Source organism: Levilactobacillus koreensis JCM 16448 (genome assembly GCF_001435525.1).
Taxonomy (GTDB): Bacteria; Bacillota; Bacilli; order Lactobacillales; family Lactobacillaceae; genus Levilactobacillus; species Levilactobacillus koreensis.
This window is the reverse complement of record NZ_AZDP01000053.1, coordinates 1-17,695: the sequence shown is the minus strand read 5'-3', so window position 1 is coordinate 17,695 and position 17,695 is coordinate 1. Positions and strand designations below refer to the sequence as shown.

General features: G+C 48.4%; 16 protein-coding genes and 1 other annotated feature. Of the genes, 4 read left to right on the top strand and 12 right to left on the bottom strand.

The features are described from left to right. Positions 1 to 540 precede the first annotated feature (540 nt). Positions 541 to 849, top strand: coding sequence for a HesB/YadR/YfhF family protein (locus FC99_RS04005; protein ID WP_048736218.1), 309 nt, complete (start codon positions 541 to 543; stop codon positions 847 to 849). Positions 850 to 928: 79 nt separating this feature from the next. Here the strand turns inward: FC99_RS04005 and greA are convergent, their stop codons facing one another. The 8 genes from greA to FC99_RS03965 all read right to left on the bottom strand — a co-directional run bounded on the left by greA (position 929) and on the right by FC99_RS03965 (position 9,697). After that, positions 929 to 1,405 carry a transcription elongation factor GreA gene (greA, locus tag FC99_RS04000; protein ID WP_048736219.1) on the bottom strand — a complete coding sequence of 159 codons (477 nt, stop codon included), beginning with the start codon at positions 1,403 to 1,405 and terminating at the stop codon, positions 929 to 931. Between the two features lie 105 nt (positions 1,406 to 1,510). Then, entirely contained in the window at positions 1,511 to 2,194 is a 684-nt protein-coding gene (gene udk, locus FC99_RS03995; RefSeq protein WP_048736220.1) for a uridine kinase, read from the bottom strand. Between the two features lie 3 nt (positions 2,195 to 2,197). Continuing rightward, positions 2,198 to 3,331, bottom strand: coding sequence for an endolytic transglycosylase MltG (gene mltG, locus FC99_RS03990; RefSeq protein ID WP_082153315.1), 1,134 nt, complete (start codon positions 3,329 to 3,331; stop codon positions 2,198 to 2,200). 604 nt (positions 3,332 to 3,935) lie between these two features. After that, positions 3,936 to 6,344 (bottom strand): phenylalanine--tRNA ligase subunit beta, encoded by a 2,409-nt coding sequence (gene pheT / locus FC99_RS03985; RefSeq protein ID WP_048736221.1) that lies wholly within the window; start codon positions 6,342 to 6,344, stop codon positions 3,936 to 3,938. A 9-nt stretch (positions 6,345 to 6,353) separates the two neighbouring features. After that, complete coding sequence (gene pheS / locus FC99_RS03980; protein ID WP_048736223.1) at positions 6,354 to 7,400, bottom strand: phenylalanine--tRNA ligase subunit alpha; 1,047 nt, start codon at positions 7,398 to 7,400, stop codon at positions 6,354 to 6,356. A 77-nt stretch (positions 7,401 to 7,477) separates the two neighbouring features. After that, positions 7,478 to 7,708 (bottom strand) — a binding site (T-box leader). Positions 7,709 to 7,754: 46 nt separating this feature from the next. After that, positions 7,755 to 8,123 carry a winged helix-turn-helix transcriptional regulator gene (locus FC99_RS03975; protein WP_048736224.1) on the bottom strand — a complete coding sequence of 123 codons (369 nt, stop codon included), beginning with the start codon at positions 8,121 to 8,123 and terminating at the stop codon, positions 7,755 to 7,757. A gap of 35 nt (positions 8,124 to 8,158) precedes the next feature. After that, a complete protein-coding gene (locus tag FC99_RS03970; RefSeq protein ID WP_048736225.1) occupies positions 8,159 to 8,656 on the bottom strand; it encodes an HD domain-containing protein in 498 nt (165 codons plus the stop codon). Between the two features lie 270 nt (positions 8,657 to 8,926). Then, positions 8,927 to 9,697 (bottom strand): TrmH family RNA methyltransferase, encoded by a 771-nt coding sequence (locus FC99_RS03965; protein WP_048736226.1) that lies wholly within the window; start codon positions 9,695 to 9,697, stop codon positions 8,927 to 8,929. Between the two features lie 177 nt (positions 9,698 to 9,874). Between FC99_RS03965 and FC99_RS03960 the strand changes: the two genes are divergently transcribed. Next, complete coding sequence (locus FC99_RS03960; protein WP_048736228.1) at positions 9,875 to 10,147, top strand: acylphosphatase; 273 nt, start codon at positions 9,875 to 9,877, stop codon at positions 10,145 to 10,147. Positions 10,148 to 10,248: 101 nt separating this feature from the next. Beyond that, a complete protein-coding gene (yidC, locus tag FC99_RS03955) occupies positions 10,249 to 11,160 on the top strand; it encodes a membrane protein insertase YidC (protein ID WP_048736229.1) in 912 nt (303 codons plus the stop codon). A gap of 539 nt (positions 11,161 to 11,699) precedes the next feature. Here yidC and FC99_RS03950 read toward each other — a convergent pair. The 3 genes from FC99_RS03950 to FC99_RS03940 all read right to left on the bottom strand — a co-directional run bounded on the left by FC99_RS03950 (position 11,700) and on the right by FC99_RS03940 (position 14,687). Further along, positions 11,700 to 12,104 (bottom strand): YxeA family protein, encoded by a 405-nt coding sequence (locus FC99_RS03950; protein ID WP_048736230.1) that lies wholly within the window; start codon positions 12,102 to 12,104, stop codon positions 11,700 to 11,702. A gap of 268 nt (positions 12,105 to 12,372) precedes the next feature. Further along, positions 12,373 to 14,004, bottom strand: a complete 1,632-nt coding sequence (locus FC99_RS03945) for a HAMP domain-containing sensor histidine kinase (protein WP_048736231.1) — start codon at positions 14,002 to 14,004, stop codon at positions 12,373 to 12,375. Continuing rightward, on the bottom strand, positions 14,001 to 14,687 hold the full coding sequence (locus FC99_RS03940; RefSeq protein WP_048736232.1) for a response regulator transcription factor: 687 nt from the start codon (positions 14,685 to 14,687) through the stop codon (positions 14,001 to 14,003). Before FC99_RS03940 ends, FC99_RS03945 begins: the two co-directional genes overlap by 4 nt. A 418-nt stretch (positions 14,688 to 15,105) precedes the next feature. Between FC99_RS03940 and adhP the strand changes: the two genes are divergently transcribed. Then, the gene (gene adhP, locus FC99_RS03935) at positions 15,106 to 16,122 is read left to right on the top strand and encodes an alcohol dehydrogenase AdhP (protein ID WP_048731893.1); all 1,017 of its coding nucleotides are present in this window, start codon (positions 15,106 to 15,108) and stop codon (positions 16,120 to 16,122) included. 673 nt (positions 16,123 to 16,795) lie between these two features. Here adhP and FC99_RS03930 read toward each other — a convergent pair. Continuing rightward, complete coding sequence (locus FC99_RS03930) at positions 16,796 to 17,443, bottom strand: matrixin family metalloprotease (RefSeq protein WP_048731895.1); 648 nt, start codon at positions 17,441 to 17,443, stop codon at positions 16,796 to 16,798. Positions 17,444 to 17,695: the final 252 nt, after the last annotated feature.

Here is a 17,695-nt window from a genome sequence, read left to right as displayed (position 1 = left end):
GTAAAGCACAGTCAGAGCCGGAGGATGACAGGGATGCAGCCAGCCGTGGAGGTGGTTTTAGCTGGCGCTTCTGAAGCCAGCTTACACCACGGGCGACTGACACGCGGTCTTCGTGGCTTCAAAGCGAGCGAGAAGACTGGTGATTTTCCAGGCTGAAGCGTCCCCACAGCAGGCGGAATCCCTGGCAGCCGGAGTGCGGCAAATTGGCACTAATTTAGTGGTGCGAATGCCTACCGATATTGGGACGAGACAGGCATTTCATCTTTCAACCTTTAGTTAGTCAAACCAGAACCTTCAAATGGTGTCGCGACAAACACAGTCGCGACGCCATTTTTGTATCGTATCTCTCAGGCACATCGTCATCCGGACAATCGGGTACTTTAGTTTTCAGTCACAGTCGATTGAGCACTTTACTAGCTAAGCACAATTAAATCGTGCATAATGTAGTTTGTGAAGTGATACTTGCCAAGGACCTCCTTGACGTGGTATAAATGAGATTGAAAACGGATTCATAGCCTGTTTAAGAGGAGTCTTATAATTATGAAGATTACAGTTACTGATGCAGCCAGCAAATGGTTTCGTGATGAAATGGGAATGACCGGCCGTGGGATTCGTTTCTTTGGTAAGGTCTACGGCAAGACACCCGTTCATCAAGGATTTTCTTTGGGAATGACCCCTGATGACAACCCGCGTGACCCCATCGTCGCTGAAAAAAAGGACGATGTGACTTACTACATTACCGAAGGCGACCAGTGGTTCTTCGTGGGATATGACCTCACGATCGACTACGATCCCGAAACCGACGGTCCAACCTATATTTACGATGATAACGGCGAGCTCGACCGTTAATACGGTATAAAAAAATCCACCACTGCGAAAACGCAATGGTGGATTTTTTTGCTCTGTACGAGCTAATTATCTATTCAAATTACTCAACCGCTAAAATCTTAACGGACATGTCGCCACCTGGCGTGCTAAAGGTGACTTCTTCCCCATTTCGGTGACCTAAGAGGCCCTTGGCGATTGGCGAGTCGTTAGAAATCTTGCCAGACATGGGATCGGCTTCTGCGGCCCCCACGATCGTGTACTCTTCGGGTTCTTCATCAGGAAGTTCCTTGAAGGTCACTTTCTTACCAACTGTGATCTCATCCTTGTCGGTAGAGTCATTATCGATAATTTGCGCGTATTGAAGCATCCGTTCAACGGTGCTGATCCGCGTCTCTAACATACTTTGTTCGTCCTTAGCTGATTCGTATTCGGAATTTTCGGAAAGGTCCCCGTAAGAGCGGGCGATCTTAATGCGATCGATCACCTTAGGCCGTTGAACCATCTTTAAGTCCTCAAGCTCCTTTTCCAGCTTTTCCTTACCTTCTTCAGTCATTGGATACATCTTATCTTGTGCCACACTGGCCACCCCTTTTATCTTTTTATGTTATTGGTCGCCACTGCGAACCAACTTTAATTTTAATTTTAGAAAAGGTTAGCCGTCATCCAGCTAACCCGTCCTATTCTATATGCTTGTATCTGGATTGTCAAAAACTTCTTTATTCCCGCTGGCTTCCAAAATGGCCCGAATCTTAGTGACCAACAAATCGATGGCCACTTGGTTCTCGCCACCTTCTGGCACGATCAGGTCGGCGTAACGCTTCGTTGGCTCAACGAATTGGTGATAAGTTGGCTTAACTGTTGCCAAATACTGTTGGATAACGGATTCCAGTGAACGACCCCGTTCATTCATATCCCGTTGAATCCGCCGAATGATCCGAATATCATCATCGGTATCAACGAAGACCTTGATGTCCATGAGGTCCCGCAAACGCTCATCATCTAAAATTAAGATACCTTCCAAAATGATGACGTCCCGTGGTTCCTGATGAATCGTCTTCTTGCTTCGCGTCGACAACGTGTAGTCGTAAACGGGCTTTTCAATGGCTTCGTAATTCAATAACTGTTTCAGCTGCTTAATCAAGAGATCCGTATCGAAGGCTAAGGGATGGTCATAGTTGACGGCTGCCCGTTCTTCCATCGTCATATCATCTTGATTATTGTAGTACGAATCCTGTTGTAAGATCATGATTGAATGTCCAATCAACTGATTGAAGATTGCCCGACTAACGGTCGTCTTACCACTACCAGAACCCCCGGTAACCCCAATAATAATCGGTCGCTTTTTGTTTGCCAACACTGTCGCCATCCTTTATTTATTATCGCTTGCTAATGAACTTGTTTTTTCTTGATGCTGTGCGTACGTCTCGGAGAAATAAACTTTCCCCGTCTTAGTATTCGCGATGAAGTAGTAGTACCCTTTCTTCCGGTCCGCTGGGTGTAAGACCGCCTTCACGGAAGAAACGCTTGGATTATCGAAAGGCCCAGGCCCATACCCCGTATTGATGTACAGGTTATATGGCGACTCTTTTTTCAAATCCTTGTACGTTAAGGTCTTCTTCGTCGTCTTCAACGCGTATTGAACAGAAATATCGGACTGCAAGGCCATTCCAGCATCAATTCGATTCAAGAAGACCCCGGCAATCTTATTCCGGTCGGACTGGGTCACCCCTTCACGTTCAACCAGCGAAGCCAGCGTCAGCGTTTCTTGAACCGTCCGCTTCTGCTTCTTAATGGTGGCGTAACTCCCCTGCAAGTTTTGGTCCGTCTTAGCAACCATTTGGGTAATCAACTGCTTTAAAGTCATCTTCTTACCAGCCTGATAAGTTGCCGGCGCCAAGTAACCTTCCAATTGGTACCGCACATTCTTCGCCTTTTTAGCCGAACCTAGAAGTTGCGGATACTTAGCAGCCAACTGGTTAAAGAAGGCTTTATCCGTGATCAAACTCATAAATTCTTTCTTGGTGAAGTCGGTCTGGATCGGAATCTCAGCGGCCAACTGGTCGATCGTCTCGCCCTCACGCATGAGGACCTTGCCAGCTGTGCTCTGAATTGGTTCGGCAGATCCTCCCTTTTGCAATTGCTTGGCGATCTGCTTAAGCGTCATCGACGGCTTCAGCTGATAATATCCTGCCCGGAAATTGGTAAACTTATTTGATTTAACGTAGTAGTTAAAGACCATCCCGCTTTTAACCACTTTTTTATCCTGTAAAATCTGCCCGATCTTATTGGACGTCGCCCCCATGGGAACGTGAACCTGAACGACGTTATTGTTGCTGGAATTCATCGGCTTCAGTGCTGATTGAAAATAATGATACCCGATGAACCCAATCGCCACGGCCAAAATGACCAGTAGGCTTACCACACCAACCATAATTCGCCGAACAAACGATCGTTTATTCCCCGAATCTTGCCGCGATGGGGTGGGATTTGTGCCATTATCCAACTTATTTCCTCCGTTCTATGCCATAGTCTTCTCTATTATACAGAACTTCCCCGTTCACGGAAACCTGAAAGCGCTACTTTGAGGAAAATGTAATCTTTTGGCTTAGATAGACTGTAGATGACCGCACTCCGGATGCCAGGGATTCCGCCTGCCATGGGGAACGCCTCCAGCCAGAGAACGGGCTTCCAGCTCGCCCCAAAGCCACGAAAACCACGTGTCTCCGCGGTCGTCCCACGATGTAACCCGGGAAAGAACCCCGGCTAACATCGTCGACACGGCTGGCTACATCCCTGGCCTCCTCCGGCTCACACTGATCTCTGCTACTAAAATCATTAAATGCTATAGCTTTCTCGGACTTATCAGTTGGTTTCTACTAATTCCTGTGATGAACTGGATTATCAGTATCTGCGCACACCTCTGTATACTGTACAGATCAGAAGTTATTCAGCAACTGGCCTGGTTGTCTTATAGCGATTAATTTCACTACTCCGAAAAATAAGGAAAACAATACGTCCAATCATTCTTCACACCAAAAGACGTTGCCACGACCCGCTCCGGGGCATTGACAACGCCTTTACTTGTTCAACTTACATACAACTTAATCCTAACGAATCTCAGCACCCAAGTCGTCTTGGAGTCGTTTCTCAACCTTCTCAAAGGCTTGCGTGACGGCATCGTCGACTAACGTTTCGTGCTTGTCTTGGTACGTCAACGTGTAGGCCAAAGACTTCTTGCCCTTTGGCACCTTGACACCATCGTATACGTCGAATAGCTTGACGGACTGTAAGAACGCCCCGCCGCGCTTTTCAATCAACGCCACGATTTGGTCGTTGGTGACTTCATCTGGCACTAACATCGCAATGTCGCGCGTGATAGCTGGATAACGAGAAATCACATCGTATTGGTTTTCTTGCTTAGGCATGTCGATGATGGCTTGCAGGTTCAGCTCGAAGACGTAAGTGGCCCCGATTTTGAATTTCTTCGCAGTCGTTGGGTGTACTTGGCCCATGAATCCAATGCGGTGACCGTGAACTAGGATGTCCGCAGTCCGACCTGGATGCATTTCTGGCATGTCCGTGTTGGCCTCGTAAGTCACATCACCATTGATGGCCATGTCCTTTAGATAAGCTTCAACGATCCCCTTGATCTGGTAGAAATCAACGTCCTTAGCGGGTTGGTTCCAACCAGCAGGCATCAGCGTTCCGGTAATGGCCCCAGCGATGTGTTCCTCTTCGCTAGGCCGGTCGTTGCCGTCCTCACGGTAGAAGACCCGTCCCTGTTCGTACAAGGCAACGTCTTTTACCTTCCGGGCGGTGTTGTAGGCGATATCGTCTAACAACCCCGTGACCACGTTCATCCGCAACACAGCGTGGTCCACGCTCATTGGCCAAGCCAAGTTGGTTTCTTCGCTCGAGTGCATCATGAACATCTTTGCCTTATCGGCCGTCGTCAAGGCATAGGAAATCGCTTGGTTCAATCCTAAGCCTTCCAAAGAGTGACGGGTTGCCCGCATTAGTTTCTGCGCACTCGTCAACGTCCCCATGGTCATGCGACCGGTCGGTAAAGTCGTTGGTAACTCGTCGTACCCGTAGATCCGGGCGATTTCTTCCAGTAAGTCTGCTGGAATGTGAATATCGTTGCGGCGAATTGGCACAGTGACCGTCATATCTTCGCCAGCCGTCACGACCTTGAAACCGAGGCTTTCTAAGATGTGAACGACCTTAGCCAATTCGAGATCCGTCCCCAAGACAGCATTGACGTGGGTCAATGACAATGGGATAACGGCTGGTTCTGGCACATTGTCCGAGCCAACGGCCGTGCCGGTCTGAACGGCACCGTCTGCCAAATCAGTCATCATTTCTGCAGCAGCATCCAAGGCATCCTGAACGCCGGCGCGGTTAACGCCCCGTTCGAAGCGTTGGGAAGCGTCCGTGTGTAAATTATGGCGTTGAGCCGCCTTACGGATATGGTCGTGTTCAAAGACGGCCGCCTCGATGGCAACCGTGGTCGTTTCGTCAGTGATCGACGTGGTCAACCCACCCATCACACCAGCTAAGGCGATTGGGGCCTGGTCGTCCGCAATCACAATGTCATGGTCGTCTAAGTCGTGTTCACCTTCGTCAAGAGTCGTTAATTTTTCACCGGCCTTGGCGTTACGAACGTAAACATCTTGTCCGGCAAACTTGTCATAGTCGAAAGCATGCAGGGGTTGGCCGTACTTCAGCATGATGTAGTTCGTGATATCAACCACGTTGTTGATTGGCCGGTAGCCCGCGTTCCACAACCGAATCTGAAGCCACATTGGACTTGGGGCAATTTTCACTTGCTTGACTAAACGCATCCGGTATTGAGGTGCCAAGTCAGCATCGGCGTGAATCATCAATTGGTCAGCAATTGCGTCCCCAGTTTCCTTGACTTCGGGTTGGTCTAATGTCACAGGCTTGTCGTAAATAGCCGCCAAGTCACGTAACGTCCCGTTCAAGCTCAACATGTCCCCACGGTTAGGCGTCACGTCTAAGTCGATCAGACTGTCGTTCATCCCCAAGTAATCGTAAACGTCATCCCCAGGAGTCGCATCGGCTGGCAACACGTAGATCCCATCGACGTATTCCTTAGGCACCACATCATCGGAAAAGCCGATCTCTTGCAAGGCACAGATCATCCCGGCAGAGGGAACCCCGCGCATCTTGGACTTCTTGATCTTCACGTTGTCCGCAATTCGAGATCCTGGCAAGGCCACGATGACCATTTGGCCCTTGGCAATGTTGGGAGCACCACAGACGATTTGTAAGGGATCGTCTTCACCGACGTCCACTTGGCAAATGTGTAAGTGATCTGAGTCTGGGTGCGCTTCGACGGACAACACGTGGCCGACAACGATTTTCTTTAAGCCGGCACTAGGCGTGACCACGTCGTCAACTTCGACGGAAGTCCGTTCGATTTTTTCCGCCAAGTCAGCGGGTTTAACGTCTAAATCTAAATATTCTTTAATCCAATTGTATGAAATCTTCATGGTTGGCGGTTATCCTTTCTTTGTGAATTGCGTGAGGAAACGAACATCGTTCAAGTAGAAGTTCCGGATGTCATCGACACCGTACTTCAACATCGCAAACCGGTCTGGGCCAACCCCGAAGGCAAATCCGCCGTAAACGTCAGGATCCACGCCGGCCATCTTCAAGACGTTCGGGTGGACCATGCCGGCACCGAGGACTTCGATCCAACCGGTGTTCTTGCAGACGTTACAGCCCTTACCGCCACAGTTAAAGCAGGTAATGTCGGCTTCAACGGAAGGTTCCGTGAATGGGAAGTAACTAGGCCGCAGCCGCACGTCAAATTTATCACCAAAGAGTTCGTGGGCCAGAACTTGTAAGGTCCCCTTCAAATCAGCCATCGTGATGTGCTTGTCGATAACTAACCCTTCCACCTGATGGAATTGGTGAGAGTGGGTTGGGTCATCGGTATCCCGCCGGTAAACGACACCGGGTGAGATCATCTTCAACGGACCTTGACTGAAGTCGTGCTTCTCTAACGTCCGGGCCTGCATTGGTGAGGTCTGCGTCCGCATCAAGATTTCCTTGGTAATGTAGAACGTATCCTGCATATCACGCGCTGGATGGTTCTTAGGTAGGTTCATCATTTCAAAGTTGTACTTGTCTTCTTCGACTTCGGGACCACTGAGTACCTGGTACCCCATCCCCAAGAAGAGGTCTTCAATTTGGTCGATGATCTGTTGGATCACGTGAGGTTCACCCTTGGCTACAGGTGTTCCTGGTAAGGTCACATCGATTTTTTCGTTAGCTAGCCGCGCATTTAAAATGGCATTTTCCAATTCTTCACGCCGCTTAGCCAAGGCCGCCGTCAAATCATCCCGAATTTCGTTGGCAAAAGCACCCACCTTAGGCCGTTCTTCGGCGTCTAAGTCGCGCATTCCCCTTAAAACCTCGGTAATGGGGCCCTTTTTACCTAACAGTGAGACCCGCACCTGGTTAACGTCCTTTAAGTCAGTAGATTTTTTGATTTCTGCTAGACCACGTTGGTGCAGTTCGTCTAATTTATCTTTTAACGACATACGTCATCCTCCATTTTTTATATCCTAGTACTAAATTCCACGTTTCAAGCCAATAAAAAAGGCTCCCTCCCCATAAAAATAGGGACGAAGCTTCGCGGTACCACCCTGATTCAGTCGAAATCCAGAGACTCCGACCACACTCAGTCGTGATAACGGTCACTTACCGGAAAGTCATTCATCGTCAGTCGACGATTCCCGACTTCAACTCAGGAACTGAATTCACCCGCTAATTCGAAGTTTGCTTTCAGTCATGGCAAACTCTTCCTAACAAATCGCGCTGGCTACTGCTTTTCCATCATCGCTTTTGAACTATTACGTGTTTTAAGCCTAACGAATTTCGCTAAGTCTGTCAACCTACTTCTGGTTAATTTCGGTCGGACAGTACCACTTATCGGACCATGCATGGACAGCTGTCATAATATCCTTAAACTCTTGGCCCTTCTGCGTTAATTCATATTCGATCAAGGCATTGTCTGGGAACGTTTGGCGTAGAACAATCCCGTTAAGTTCCAATTCCTTCAGCCGTTCAACCAAGACCCGATCACTACAGCGCGGAATCTTCCGAGCAAGGTCACGGAACCGTTGGGGCCCTTCTTGAAGTAAAACGTCAATAATTAGACCGTTCCATTTTTTGCCTAGGAATGAGAAGGTTTGTTCAAACCGGGGACACAGTTCAAAGTCAACTGTGCTCTCATCCTGTTTATTCGGTGACATCATTTGCATTGTTATTTTTGCCTCCCATCCACGTTTCGTTGAAACTAGGCGTTAGGCGTCAGTTTGCTCATGAGGGCTTCCACACGTTTACGGGCTGGCCCACAAAATTCGTGAACTGCTTCGTAATCATCTACCAGCGAAACAATCGCACTTTCGCGGTACTTCGGCGTTGCCAGGGTAGCGCCCCACATATGCTTCAAGATGATATCCTTTTCCATCGGGCTCAGGTCCGTTAACTTTTCAGCATTCCGGAGTGCTACTCGAGGATGAATGAACGCGTGCGACCCAAGATTGAACTTCGTCGTCCGCCAATCATAATAAAATAAGTCATGTAACAACCCACCCCGCGCAACGGCCCGGGTATTCAAACCAAGTTTCTTTGCAATCAAATAACTGTTGTAGGACACTGAAATGCAGTGTGTTAATCGGTCAGAATGATGGTGCTGGGTGTAATTCGCCAGGCGTTGAACCGGCTCCTTGGCCAACAAATCAGAAACTAAAGCAAGGTACTCGGGGTCATCACGCCAAGTCAGTTTGGTCATAGAATGCTTCCTTTTCATTTTAAATTATGATTTTTAGTCACTTAATTACCCTATATCATACTTTCTTTTACGTAAAATGCAACCATTACGTCCTATTTGTCAGGGTATTTACCACTTTTTAAAGAATAGCTGACGAGATTTGCGTAAACGACTACCTCCAGTTGCCAGGAATTCTGCCTGTTGCGGGGACGTTGCGGACTGAGAAACGGTCCTCTCGCTCGCTTTTAAGCCACGAAAAACACGTGTCTCAAAAGTCACCCCTAGTGATCGCTAACCAACCAGTCGGAACATCACTACTCCAGCGGCGATTGCCACGTTCAAGGATTCTGCTTGCCCCTTAATTGGAATGTACAGGTTCCGCGTAGTCAACTTTTGTAGGTCGGGGGCCATCCCGTTACCCTCGTTGCCCATGACGATGGCCCCAGCCGTTAACGCCGGAACATCGCGATAGTCCTTGGCTTGGGGATCAAGGTTCGTCCCATACACCGGCAACTGGCGACCCGTGAAGGTTGAGATCCAGTCATGGAGGTCCGCTTCGACCAGCTCAATATGAAATTGACTGCCTTGCATCGACCGCAAGACTTTAGGTAAAAACCGACTGGCAGTTCCCTTGCCAAAGACGACCCCGGCTAGGCCAGCAGCATCCGCCGTTCTGACCATGGTCCCGATGTTTCCTGGATCCTGCACATAATCCAAGAAGAGCCAGACCCCTTTAGCAGTTGTTGGATCGCCAGCCGTATCCTTAGGGAGCGGGACCGTCGCGAAGATTCCCTGTGGTGTTCCGGTATCGCCTAAAGTCTGGGCGATACTGTCGGTCAATTCGTAGGTTGCGACGTCAGCTGGCAGTTCGGCGGCGTGGTCGACCAGTTGATTGGCCGTTCCCATAATGGCAGTCAACTTCTGTTGCGCCTTAATGGCCTCTTGAACCAAGTGCCATCCCTCTAATAGGTAAGTTTGGGTGGCCTTGCGCCCCTTTTTGCTGGTCAGTGACCGCCATTGCTTGACCTTTTTATTTTGGCCCGACGTAATTTTCTCTTTCACTAGTGATGACTCCCATCTCAAATTCAAAGTTAATCGCTTGTCGTGTTTTCCCGAGACGTTCCCAGACCGGCAGCACGTTTCGCTATTTCATTTCTAATCTTACCATACTACTGGGCAAGACTGGGCCCTGCGCGTTATGATTGACCTAAAACTTTTACCTATCAAGGAGGTCACCAATTGGAAACGAAAAAAATTCTGGTCACCGGTCAGGTGCAAGGTGTCGGCTTTCGTTGGTCAACTACCCGTTTAGCCAAACAACTGGACATCACTGGTACCGTTAAGAATCTTGCCAGCGGTCAGGTAGCCATTGTTGCTAGTGGGGACCCCCAGCAGCTGGACACATTTATCACCCAGCTCCGGCAGGGAACGACACCTTGGGTGGTCATTACCGACTTAGACGTTACGGACAGTCCCACGCACCACTTTAGTGATTTTCGGATTATTATTTGAAAAAGCCCGTCAAATCAAGTAAGATGTTTGATGTTAACGGCAATTTGGTCGTTTGGGGGCGTCTACGCTCTACATGTTATCTAAAGGGGTTCAAAATAAAAATGAAAATCTCCAAGAAAGTTTCGGTTACCGCGGCTTTGGCGGCAATGGCACTGGTTCTCAGTGGCTGTGTGCAGACCAAAAACGGTAAACCCTACGGCTTCGTCTATGACTACCTAGCCATTCCTGGGCAACACGTGATGGACTGGCTGGCCAATATCTTTGGCGGGAGCTATGGCTGGGCAATCATCATCCTGACCGTGATTGTGCGGATGGTCCTGTTGCCAATCATGGTCAAGCAAATGCGTGACGCCACGGTGCAACAAGAAAAGGTCTCCATGATTCGGCCACAAATGACGGCCTTACAGAAGCAGCAAAAGGCAGCCAAGACGCAAGAAGAACAACAAGCTGCTAGTCAAGCCATGATGGCACTCTACCGTAACAACGGTATCAGTATGACTGGTGGGATCGGCTGTCTACCACTGCTGATCCAAATGCCAATCTTCGCTGCCTTGTATGCCGCAATTCGGTATTCACCAGAACTGTCCAAAGCCGTCTTCTTCACGATTCCGCTGGGACATTCAAGTTGGATCTTAGCCATCTTGTCCTTCCTGTCTTACTTGCTACAGGGCTACCTGTCCTTACTCGGAATGCCCGAAGAACAGAAGAAGCAGATGCGTTTCACCCTCTTCCTTTCTCCAGTCATGATTCTGTTCTTCACGTTCAGTTCACCAGCTGGATTAGGTCTGTACTTCTTCGTCGGTGGATTATTCGCCTGCCTACAAACGTTGATCATCAACTTTTATCGGCCACGAATCCGTAAAGAAATCACCGAAAAGATGAAGAACCAACCTGCTCCCGCTCAACCCGTTATTCCTACGCCCGTTACACCAGCTGCTAAGCAAGCTAGTGTGCAAAAGACGAGCCAAAAGAACCGCAACCGTAACGCTGGTAAGCAGCAACACCGTAAATAAATAATGAAACTTTAGGCGGTCTGAGCAATCGGACCGCCTTTTTTGATACTAAAGGGCCATTGGCCTCGTTTCCGCGTTGACAGGGATTCGCGCCATTAAACTAGTATAGCTTAGTCGCACTCTGGCTCTGTCTCCCCTAATTCTCTGGGCCAAATTCAATCTGCTACTAGCAACCAACTCGTCGCGGCCAATGTCCAAATCCACTTAATCAGTACGTATATTTCTAGCCAACCAGTCTCGTTCTGTCTAGCAGTAATCACAATATACGTTTCACACGTATGTCTGTTGTATATAGCATCTAATCTAGCAACCAGGCGTCTGGCTTCGAATTGCAGTATACAATATGTTGACAAAACAGCAACGGGTCTGAGACTTTTGTCCCAGACCCGTTTCGCGCTTCGTATATGATCGAAACGTACGAAAAAAGGCAGTCAACTCCGCTTAACCCCGCTAGGAAACCATCCAGAACCGGAATTCTTCGTCTAGCGCCGTTAATACCCATTGACTAGCCGCCTTTAGTCCCACTCTCACTGTTCCTATTACGCCATCATCAAGTTCTGCCGCACACCACTGGGAACCGTCTCTCTAGCAATCGCCCCCCAGGACTCTACATTTTGGCCCTTGGTCAATATTTTCAAATATTTCTGCGGTTTCAAGCGCCACTGCGAATCAAACGTTAGCGTGCGTGATTTCCCCTCTGCGTTGTACGTTAACAACTGGTACGTGTACTCGTCTTCACCACCGCCACCGATGAAGTGACGAACCGGTTTGGCATTCGTTGAAGCATAAACCGTCTCAGTCTTGACCATTGGATTGACATTATCTAACGCCATTGCTAATTCAGAATGCTTATTCTTCGTCATATTGGGTAATACAACTGCTCCCACTCCTGCAATTGCCACTAAAACGATGATCACCGAAACAAACTTCCCTAAAATTTTCATAATAAGCTCCCCTATATTGGTTAATTACTACAGTAACTAAGTAGTTACCATAGAATAACTAATTTTATAAAGGTTGTCAACCTAAAAAAGAAAACGTGGGACGAAAGGCGGTTAGTCAATATCACTAGACAACTAATCCCGATTCCGGATTGTTGGCCTAGTGGGACTAAGCGGAGTCGACTGCCTTTTTCACACGTTTCGACCATGGCATTTGAAGCACAAAAAGAGCCTGGAACGATTGTCCCAGACTCGCTATATTTCATACATTTTAATCAGTGTGCTCCTGAGAATCATTCGTCGACTTTTCTTGCGAGTCGTCCACTAATAATTCAGATTGAATACCAGGAATGTCGTTTGCCGCTTGGGCTTGCTCTTTCTTCTTATTGAGAATTTTGGCATCGGCATCCGCCAAAATCGGCAAGGAGATTCGGAAGACTGACCCATGGCCCAAGGCACTCTCAATCGTAATGTGCCCGTGGTAGGCCTCAATCAGTCGCTTGGCAATCGCCAGGCCCAGACCGTTGCCGCCCTTCGTCCGTGAACGGGCCTTATCCACTCGATAGAAGCGGTTAAAGACCCGGTCACGATTCTCCTGTGAGATTCCCTCACCGAAGTCCTGAACGGCAATCTCGATGTTCCGTGAGTCACTCTCGTATGACAGATGAACCTCTTTACGCTTCTGTGAGTATTTCACCGCATTATCGAGCAGAATGATCAGGATCTGTTCCAAATGGTTCCGATAGATCTGTGCCTGAATCGGCTGATGAACATCGTCATCCAAGATAAACAGGTAGTCTGGATGAATCATCTTGAAGTTGTCGTAGACCTGTGTGACCACTTCCGTCACGTCGGAAACCTCATTGGTGTAGTTTACTTCGATCTGCTCGGCCCGTTGCAGGTCCAACATCTCTTGAACTAAACTCTGCATCCGTTTGGTCTCTTGGAGGGAGGCCTTGATCGACTCATTCAACACCTCAGGGTCATCCTTACCCCACCGGTCCAGCATCTCCATGTGGCCCTGAATAATGGCCACCGGCGTCCGCAATTCATGGGAGACATCCTCGACGAATTGCTGTTGCTGATCCATATAACGTTGGGTCGTGTCCAGCATACTGTTGAACAACAAACCTAAATCACTCAATTCATCTTGGTGATGCATTTCGGGAACCCGCATGTCCGTTTGCGGATCTTCGCGTACAGCATGAATCGTTTCCCGAATTGCCTCCACCGGCCGTAACAGAAATGTGGCTAGAATGTAGCTCAACACCGCTGCGGCTAAAGCTGCCATAAGGCCTAAAACTACTTCAATCTGTAGCAATTTAACCTGGGTTGCCCGGTAGTCACGCAAATTATCCGTGACCTGAACGTACCCAATGATAGCGTTTCCCTGCTTTGAGCGAATCGGTGTCCGCCCGACCAAGCTCTTTTGGTGCGCAATCATTTGGGTCTGAATGCGCTGTTCCTTGGTCTGCTCGAACTGGACTGCGCCCTGCCGCGTGGTAAATAGTGGATTCCCATTCTGGTCATACACGGTCACCGTTTGGCTATCGCGTGCAAGACTGGTGATAACTGCGTTGGTATACGGCGCTGCTGGCTTCTTACCTTCGTTTAGAACTGCCTTGGGCCGCAACAAATTATTCACCGTTGCGCCCGTCAGTGGTTCCTTCTGGGTATTCAGCTTTTCAACCACCACATTCAACGTGTCTCCCACGTGCGTCTTTTCCTGTCGCATGAGAACCGTCATGAAACTATTAAAAATCAGAAAAACAATGACCGCGAAGATGACTAGGACGCCGAAAGCGGTGGACAGAGCCCACTCCCACTTAACGGAAAAGCGGAACCCCTTAGATTCTTTTGGCGTCTCCTCATCTGCCGCTAAATCAACTTCGGGCGATTTCACGAACGCATCACGTACCCTGTGCCCCGAACCGTCTGAATGTAGCTCTTTTGGCCCGGCACGTCAATTTTGTTCCGTAAGTAACGTACGTAAACGTCCACCACGTTTGTTTCGACTTCGGATTCGTAACCCCAGACCTTGGTCAAAAGCACGTCCCGTGCCAAGACCACGTTAATGTTTTCCATTAAGGCCAAGAGCAATTCGTATTCCCGCTTCGTCAGGTTGATGACTTCATCGCCCCGCCGAACGATCCGGTTTTCCTTTTCAATCGTTAAGTCCTTAAACTTCACGGTCGTTTGCTTCGTGTTCTTCTGTTCGCCTTCCAAATGAATCCGCCGCAACAGTGCCCGCACCCGTGCGAGTAACTCTTCGATGGCAAATGGCTTGACGATGTAGTCATCGGCCCCATGGTCTAACCCGGAAACCCGATCGATGACCGAGTCTCTGGCCGTCATCATGATGATTGGCGTGCTCTTAACCTCGCGGACCCGCCGAGCAACTTCGATCCCATTGAGTTCTGGCAACATCAAATCTAGCAAAATGACATCGAAGTCTTGCGACAACGCTGCCTCCAAACCGGTCCGCCCATTAAACTGCACATCGGTTTCGTATCCTTCATGCTTCAATTCAAGCTCGACAAAACGAGCAAGATTTTTTTCGTCTTCAATAATTAAAATTCGACTCATTGCGCTTTAACTCCTCTGGCTAATTAGCTGCGGTCACCTTCGGCTAAACCTCACCGACCGTGACCGTCCGATATTCATTTCAACATTTAATTTTATCATATTTTCTCATAATTGTATGCGAAAACCGCCAGCTCTCTCATATTTATTGATTCTGTAAGGAATCTAATCATCCAATTATTCAATTTTTTGAAATTGCAACCGGTTGTATTCTACTAACTAAATTGCTTTTGAAAGGGCTTCTATATACTTACTTCACATTAGTAAGCAAAGTCAATTAGCATTCTAATCCTGTTAAGAGTAAGAAGGATTATTTCGGCCCACAACAATTAATTACCAAATTGTTCAAATTTTCACTTGAATTTGTGTGGGGATTAAGTATACTAGGTCTTGTAGACAATATAGAAAAGGGGAATTTTTCATGAAAGCAGCAGTTATTCGCGATTCAGTTGACGGTTACGTAGACATTAAGGACGTTACACTTCGCCCTATTACCCACGGTGAAGCTTTAGTTAAGATGGAATATTGTGGTCTTTGCCACACCGACTTACACGTTGCCGCTGGTGACTTTGGGAAACAACCAGGCCGGATCATCGGTCATGAAGGTGTTGGTAAAGTTATCCAAGTTGCCGACGACGTTAAAAACTTAAAGATTGGTGACCGTGTTTCTATCGCCTGGTTCTTCAAGGGCTGTGGCCACTGTGAATACTGCCTGTCCGGTCGTGAAACTCTTTGCCGTAACGTTAAGAACTCTGGGTTCACTGTTGATGGTGCTATGGCTGAAGAATGTATCGTTGATGCCAACTACGCCGTTAAGGTTCCAGAAGGCTTGGACCCAGTTGAAGCAACTTCTCTGACCTGTGCCGGTGTTACCATGTACAAGGCCTTGAAGGTCGGCGAAACGAAGCCAGGCCAATGGGTTGAAGTTGTTGGTGCCGGTGGTTTAGGTAACTTGGCTATCCAATACGCTCACAACGTCTTCGGTGCACACGTTATCGCCGTTGATGGTAACCCTGACAAATTAGCTGCTGCCAAGAAGGACGGCGCTGAAATCTTGATCAACCGTCATGATGGTGATGTTGCTGAACAAATCCAAGAAAAGGTTGGCGGTGTTGACAACGCTCAAGTTACTGCCGTTACCAAGGACGCCTTCACTCAATCCGTTAACGCTTTGAAGCCAGATGGCAAGTTGGTTGCCGTTGCCCTTCCTCAAGGGGATATGGAATTGAACATTGCTAAGACCGTTCTGGATGGTATCTCTGTTCGTGGTTCCTTAGTTGGAACTCGTCAAGACTTAGCCGAAACCTTCCAATTCGGGGCTGAAGGCAAGGTTCACCCTATCGTTCAAACTCGTCGTCTCGACGAAGTTAACGACATCATTGATGAAATGAAGAACAACTCCATCGTTGGTCGGATGGTTGTTGATTTCACGAAGTAATTCCCAATTAAACTGATTTAAAATAAGCCACGTGATGGTTCCCCGCTGCGGGAATCGTCACGTGGCTTTTTCTGCTAAACTAAAGGTTGAAAGTTCTAAAACACCAATCATGCCCGTTCTAACAACAACAGTGGGACTAAAACTAGGCAACCTGGTGGGTCCTTCGCCTTGCCGGCCGGCAGATATAGGCTGGAGCGGTGCGACGCGCCTGAGCCCATATCTGCCGACCTCTCGGCTTACACAGTGTGCATAGACGACGGAGGTAATGAATGTAACCGTCACTATCGATTGGACCAAAAGCGCTAAATCTCCAGGTTTTCCGACTGTTGTCGTGGTAAAGCACAGTCAGAGCCGGAGGAGGACAGGGATGTAGCCGGCCGTGGCGGTGGTGTTAGCTGGTGATTCATCAGCCAGCTTACAGCACGGGCGACTTTGGAGACACGCGGTCTTCGTGGCTTCAAAGCGAGCGAGAAGACTGGTGATTTTCCAGTCTGAAGCGTCCCCACAGCAGGCGGAATTCCTGTCAGCCGGAGTGCGGCAAATTGGCACTAATTTAGTGGCGCGAATGCTTAGCAATATTGGGACGAGACAGGTATTTCACCTTTCAACCTTTAGCCTGCTAATTATGCTAAATAGTGACATACGGCCACACTACGACTCCGATTTTGACGAGCTACTGCATCTGTCCCGTGTAAATCAGTTTCAACGCCTTAATATCGCCAGGCGACAACTTCGTATGACCCTGGTCAATTGGGTACATGACAGAAGACCGGTCCTTACTATGATCTAATCCCAGCGCGTGGCCAATCTCATGAATCGCGACCGATGTTTCTTGACCTGCCGGATAAGTTACGTTTAAGCCTGCTCGTGCTAGGTTTAGTGAAGGTGTTCGATAGCTCAACCCGTGTTTGATCTCTGGGCCGCCCTCACCTAACTCCAAGAAGTTGGCCCGCGGCATTTCTTTTTCGTAGATAAAGAAGGTCAACCCATTCTGAAAAGTTGTTGGCTTCCCGACGACTAAATTTACAATACCCGTTTCATTATAGACCGCAATGGCCTTGTCAAAGAGCGGTTTGAAGTCTGGATCAACACCCTTGGCGAAATGGTAATAATACGTCCGTTGTAGCGACTTAGGTTGCACGATTGATTCAATGGGCGTGGCGTGGGCACTCTCTCGCCGCCCTACCAACGGCAAATGAATTCCCGCCGCCTTCGCCACGCCAGCCGATGATGTCTTTAACGTCTGAATCCCATTGCCCCAAATTCCGACCCACACCAAACACCCCAGCACGACCAACAACAATCCCCAACGTTTTCGCATGGTGTTTTTTTCTCCTCTATCCAGTCTATTGCCAGTTTAGTCGATACTTAGGAAAATTACCATTCAAACTCAAATTTTGAAGTAATCGCTAACGATTTTTAACTTTTTAGCGACCATTAATGAGTTCTCTAATGCGTTTCAAAGACCAATATAACAATATTTATAATTAACGGTTGTTTCCATCTGGTGGGCGCCAAATCGAGTAGGAGGTAGCCGATTATTTCGGCTACCGACCTCTCACACCACCGTACG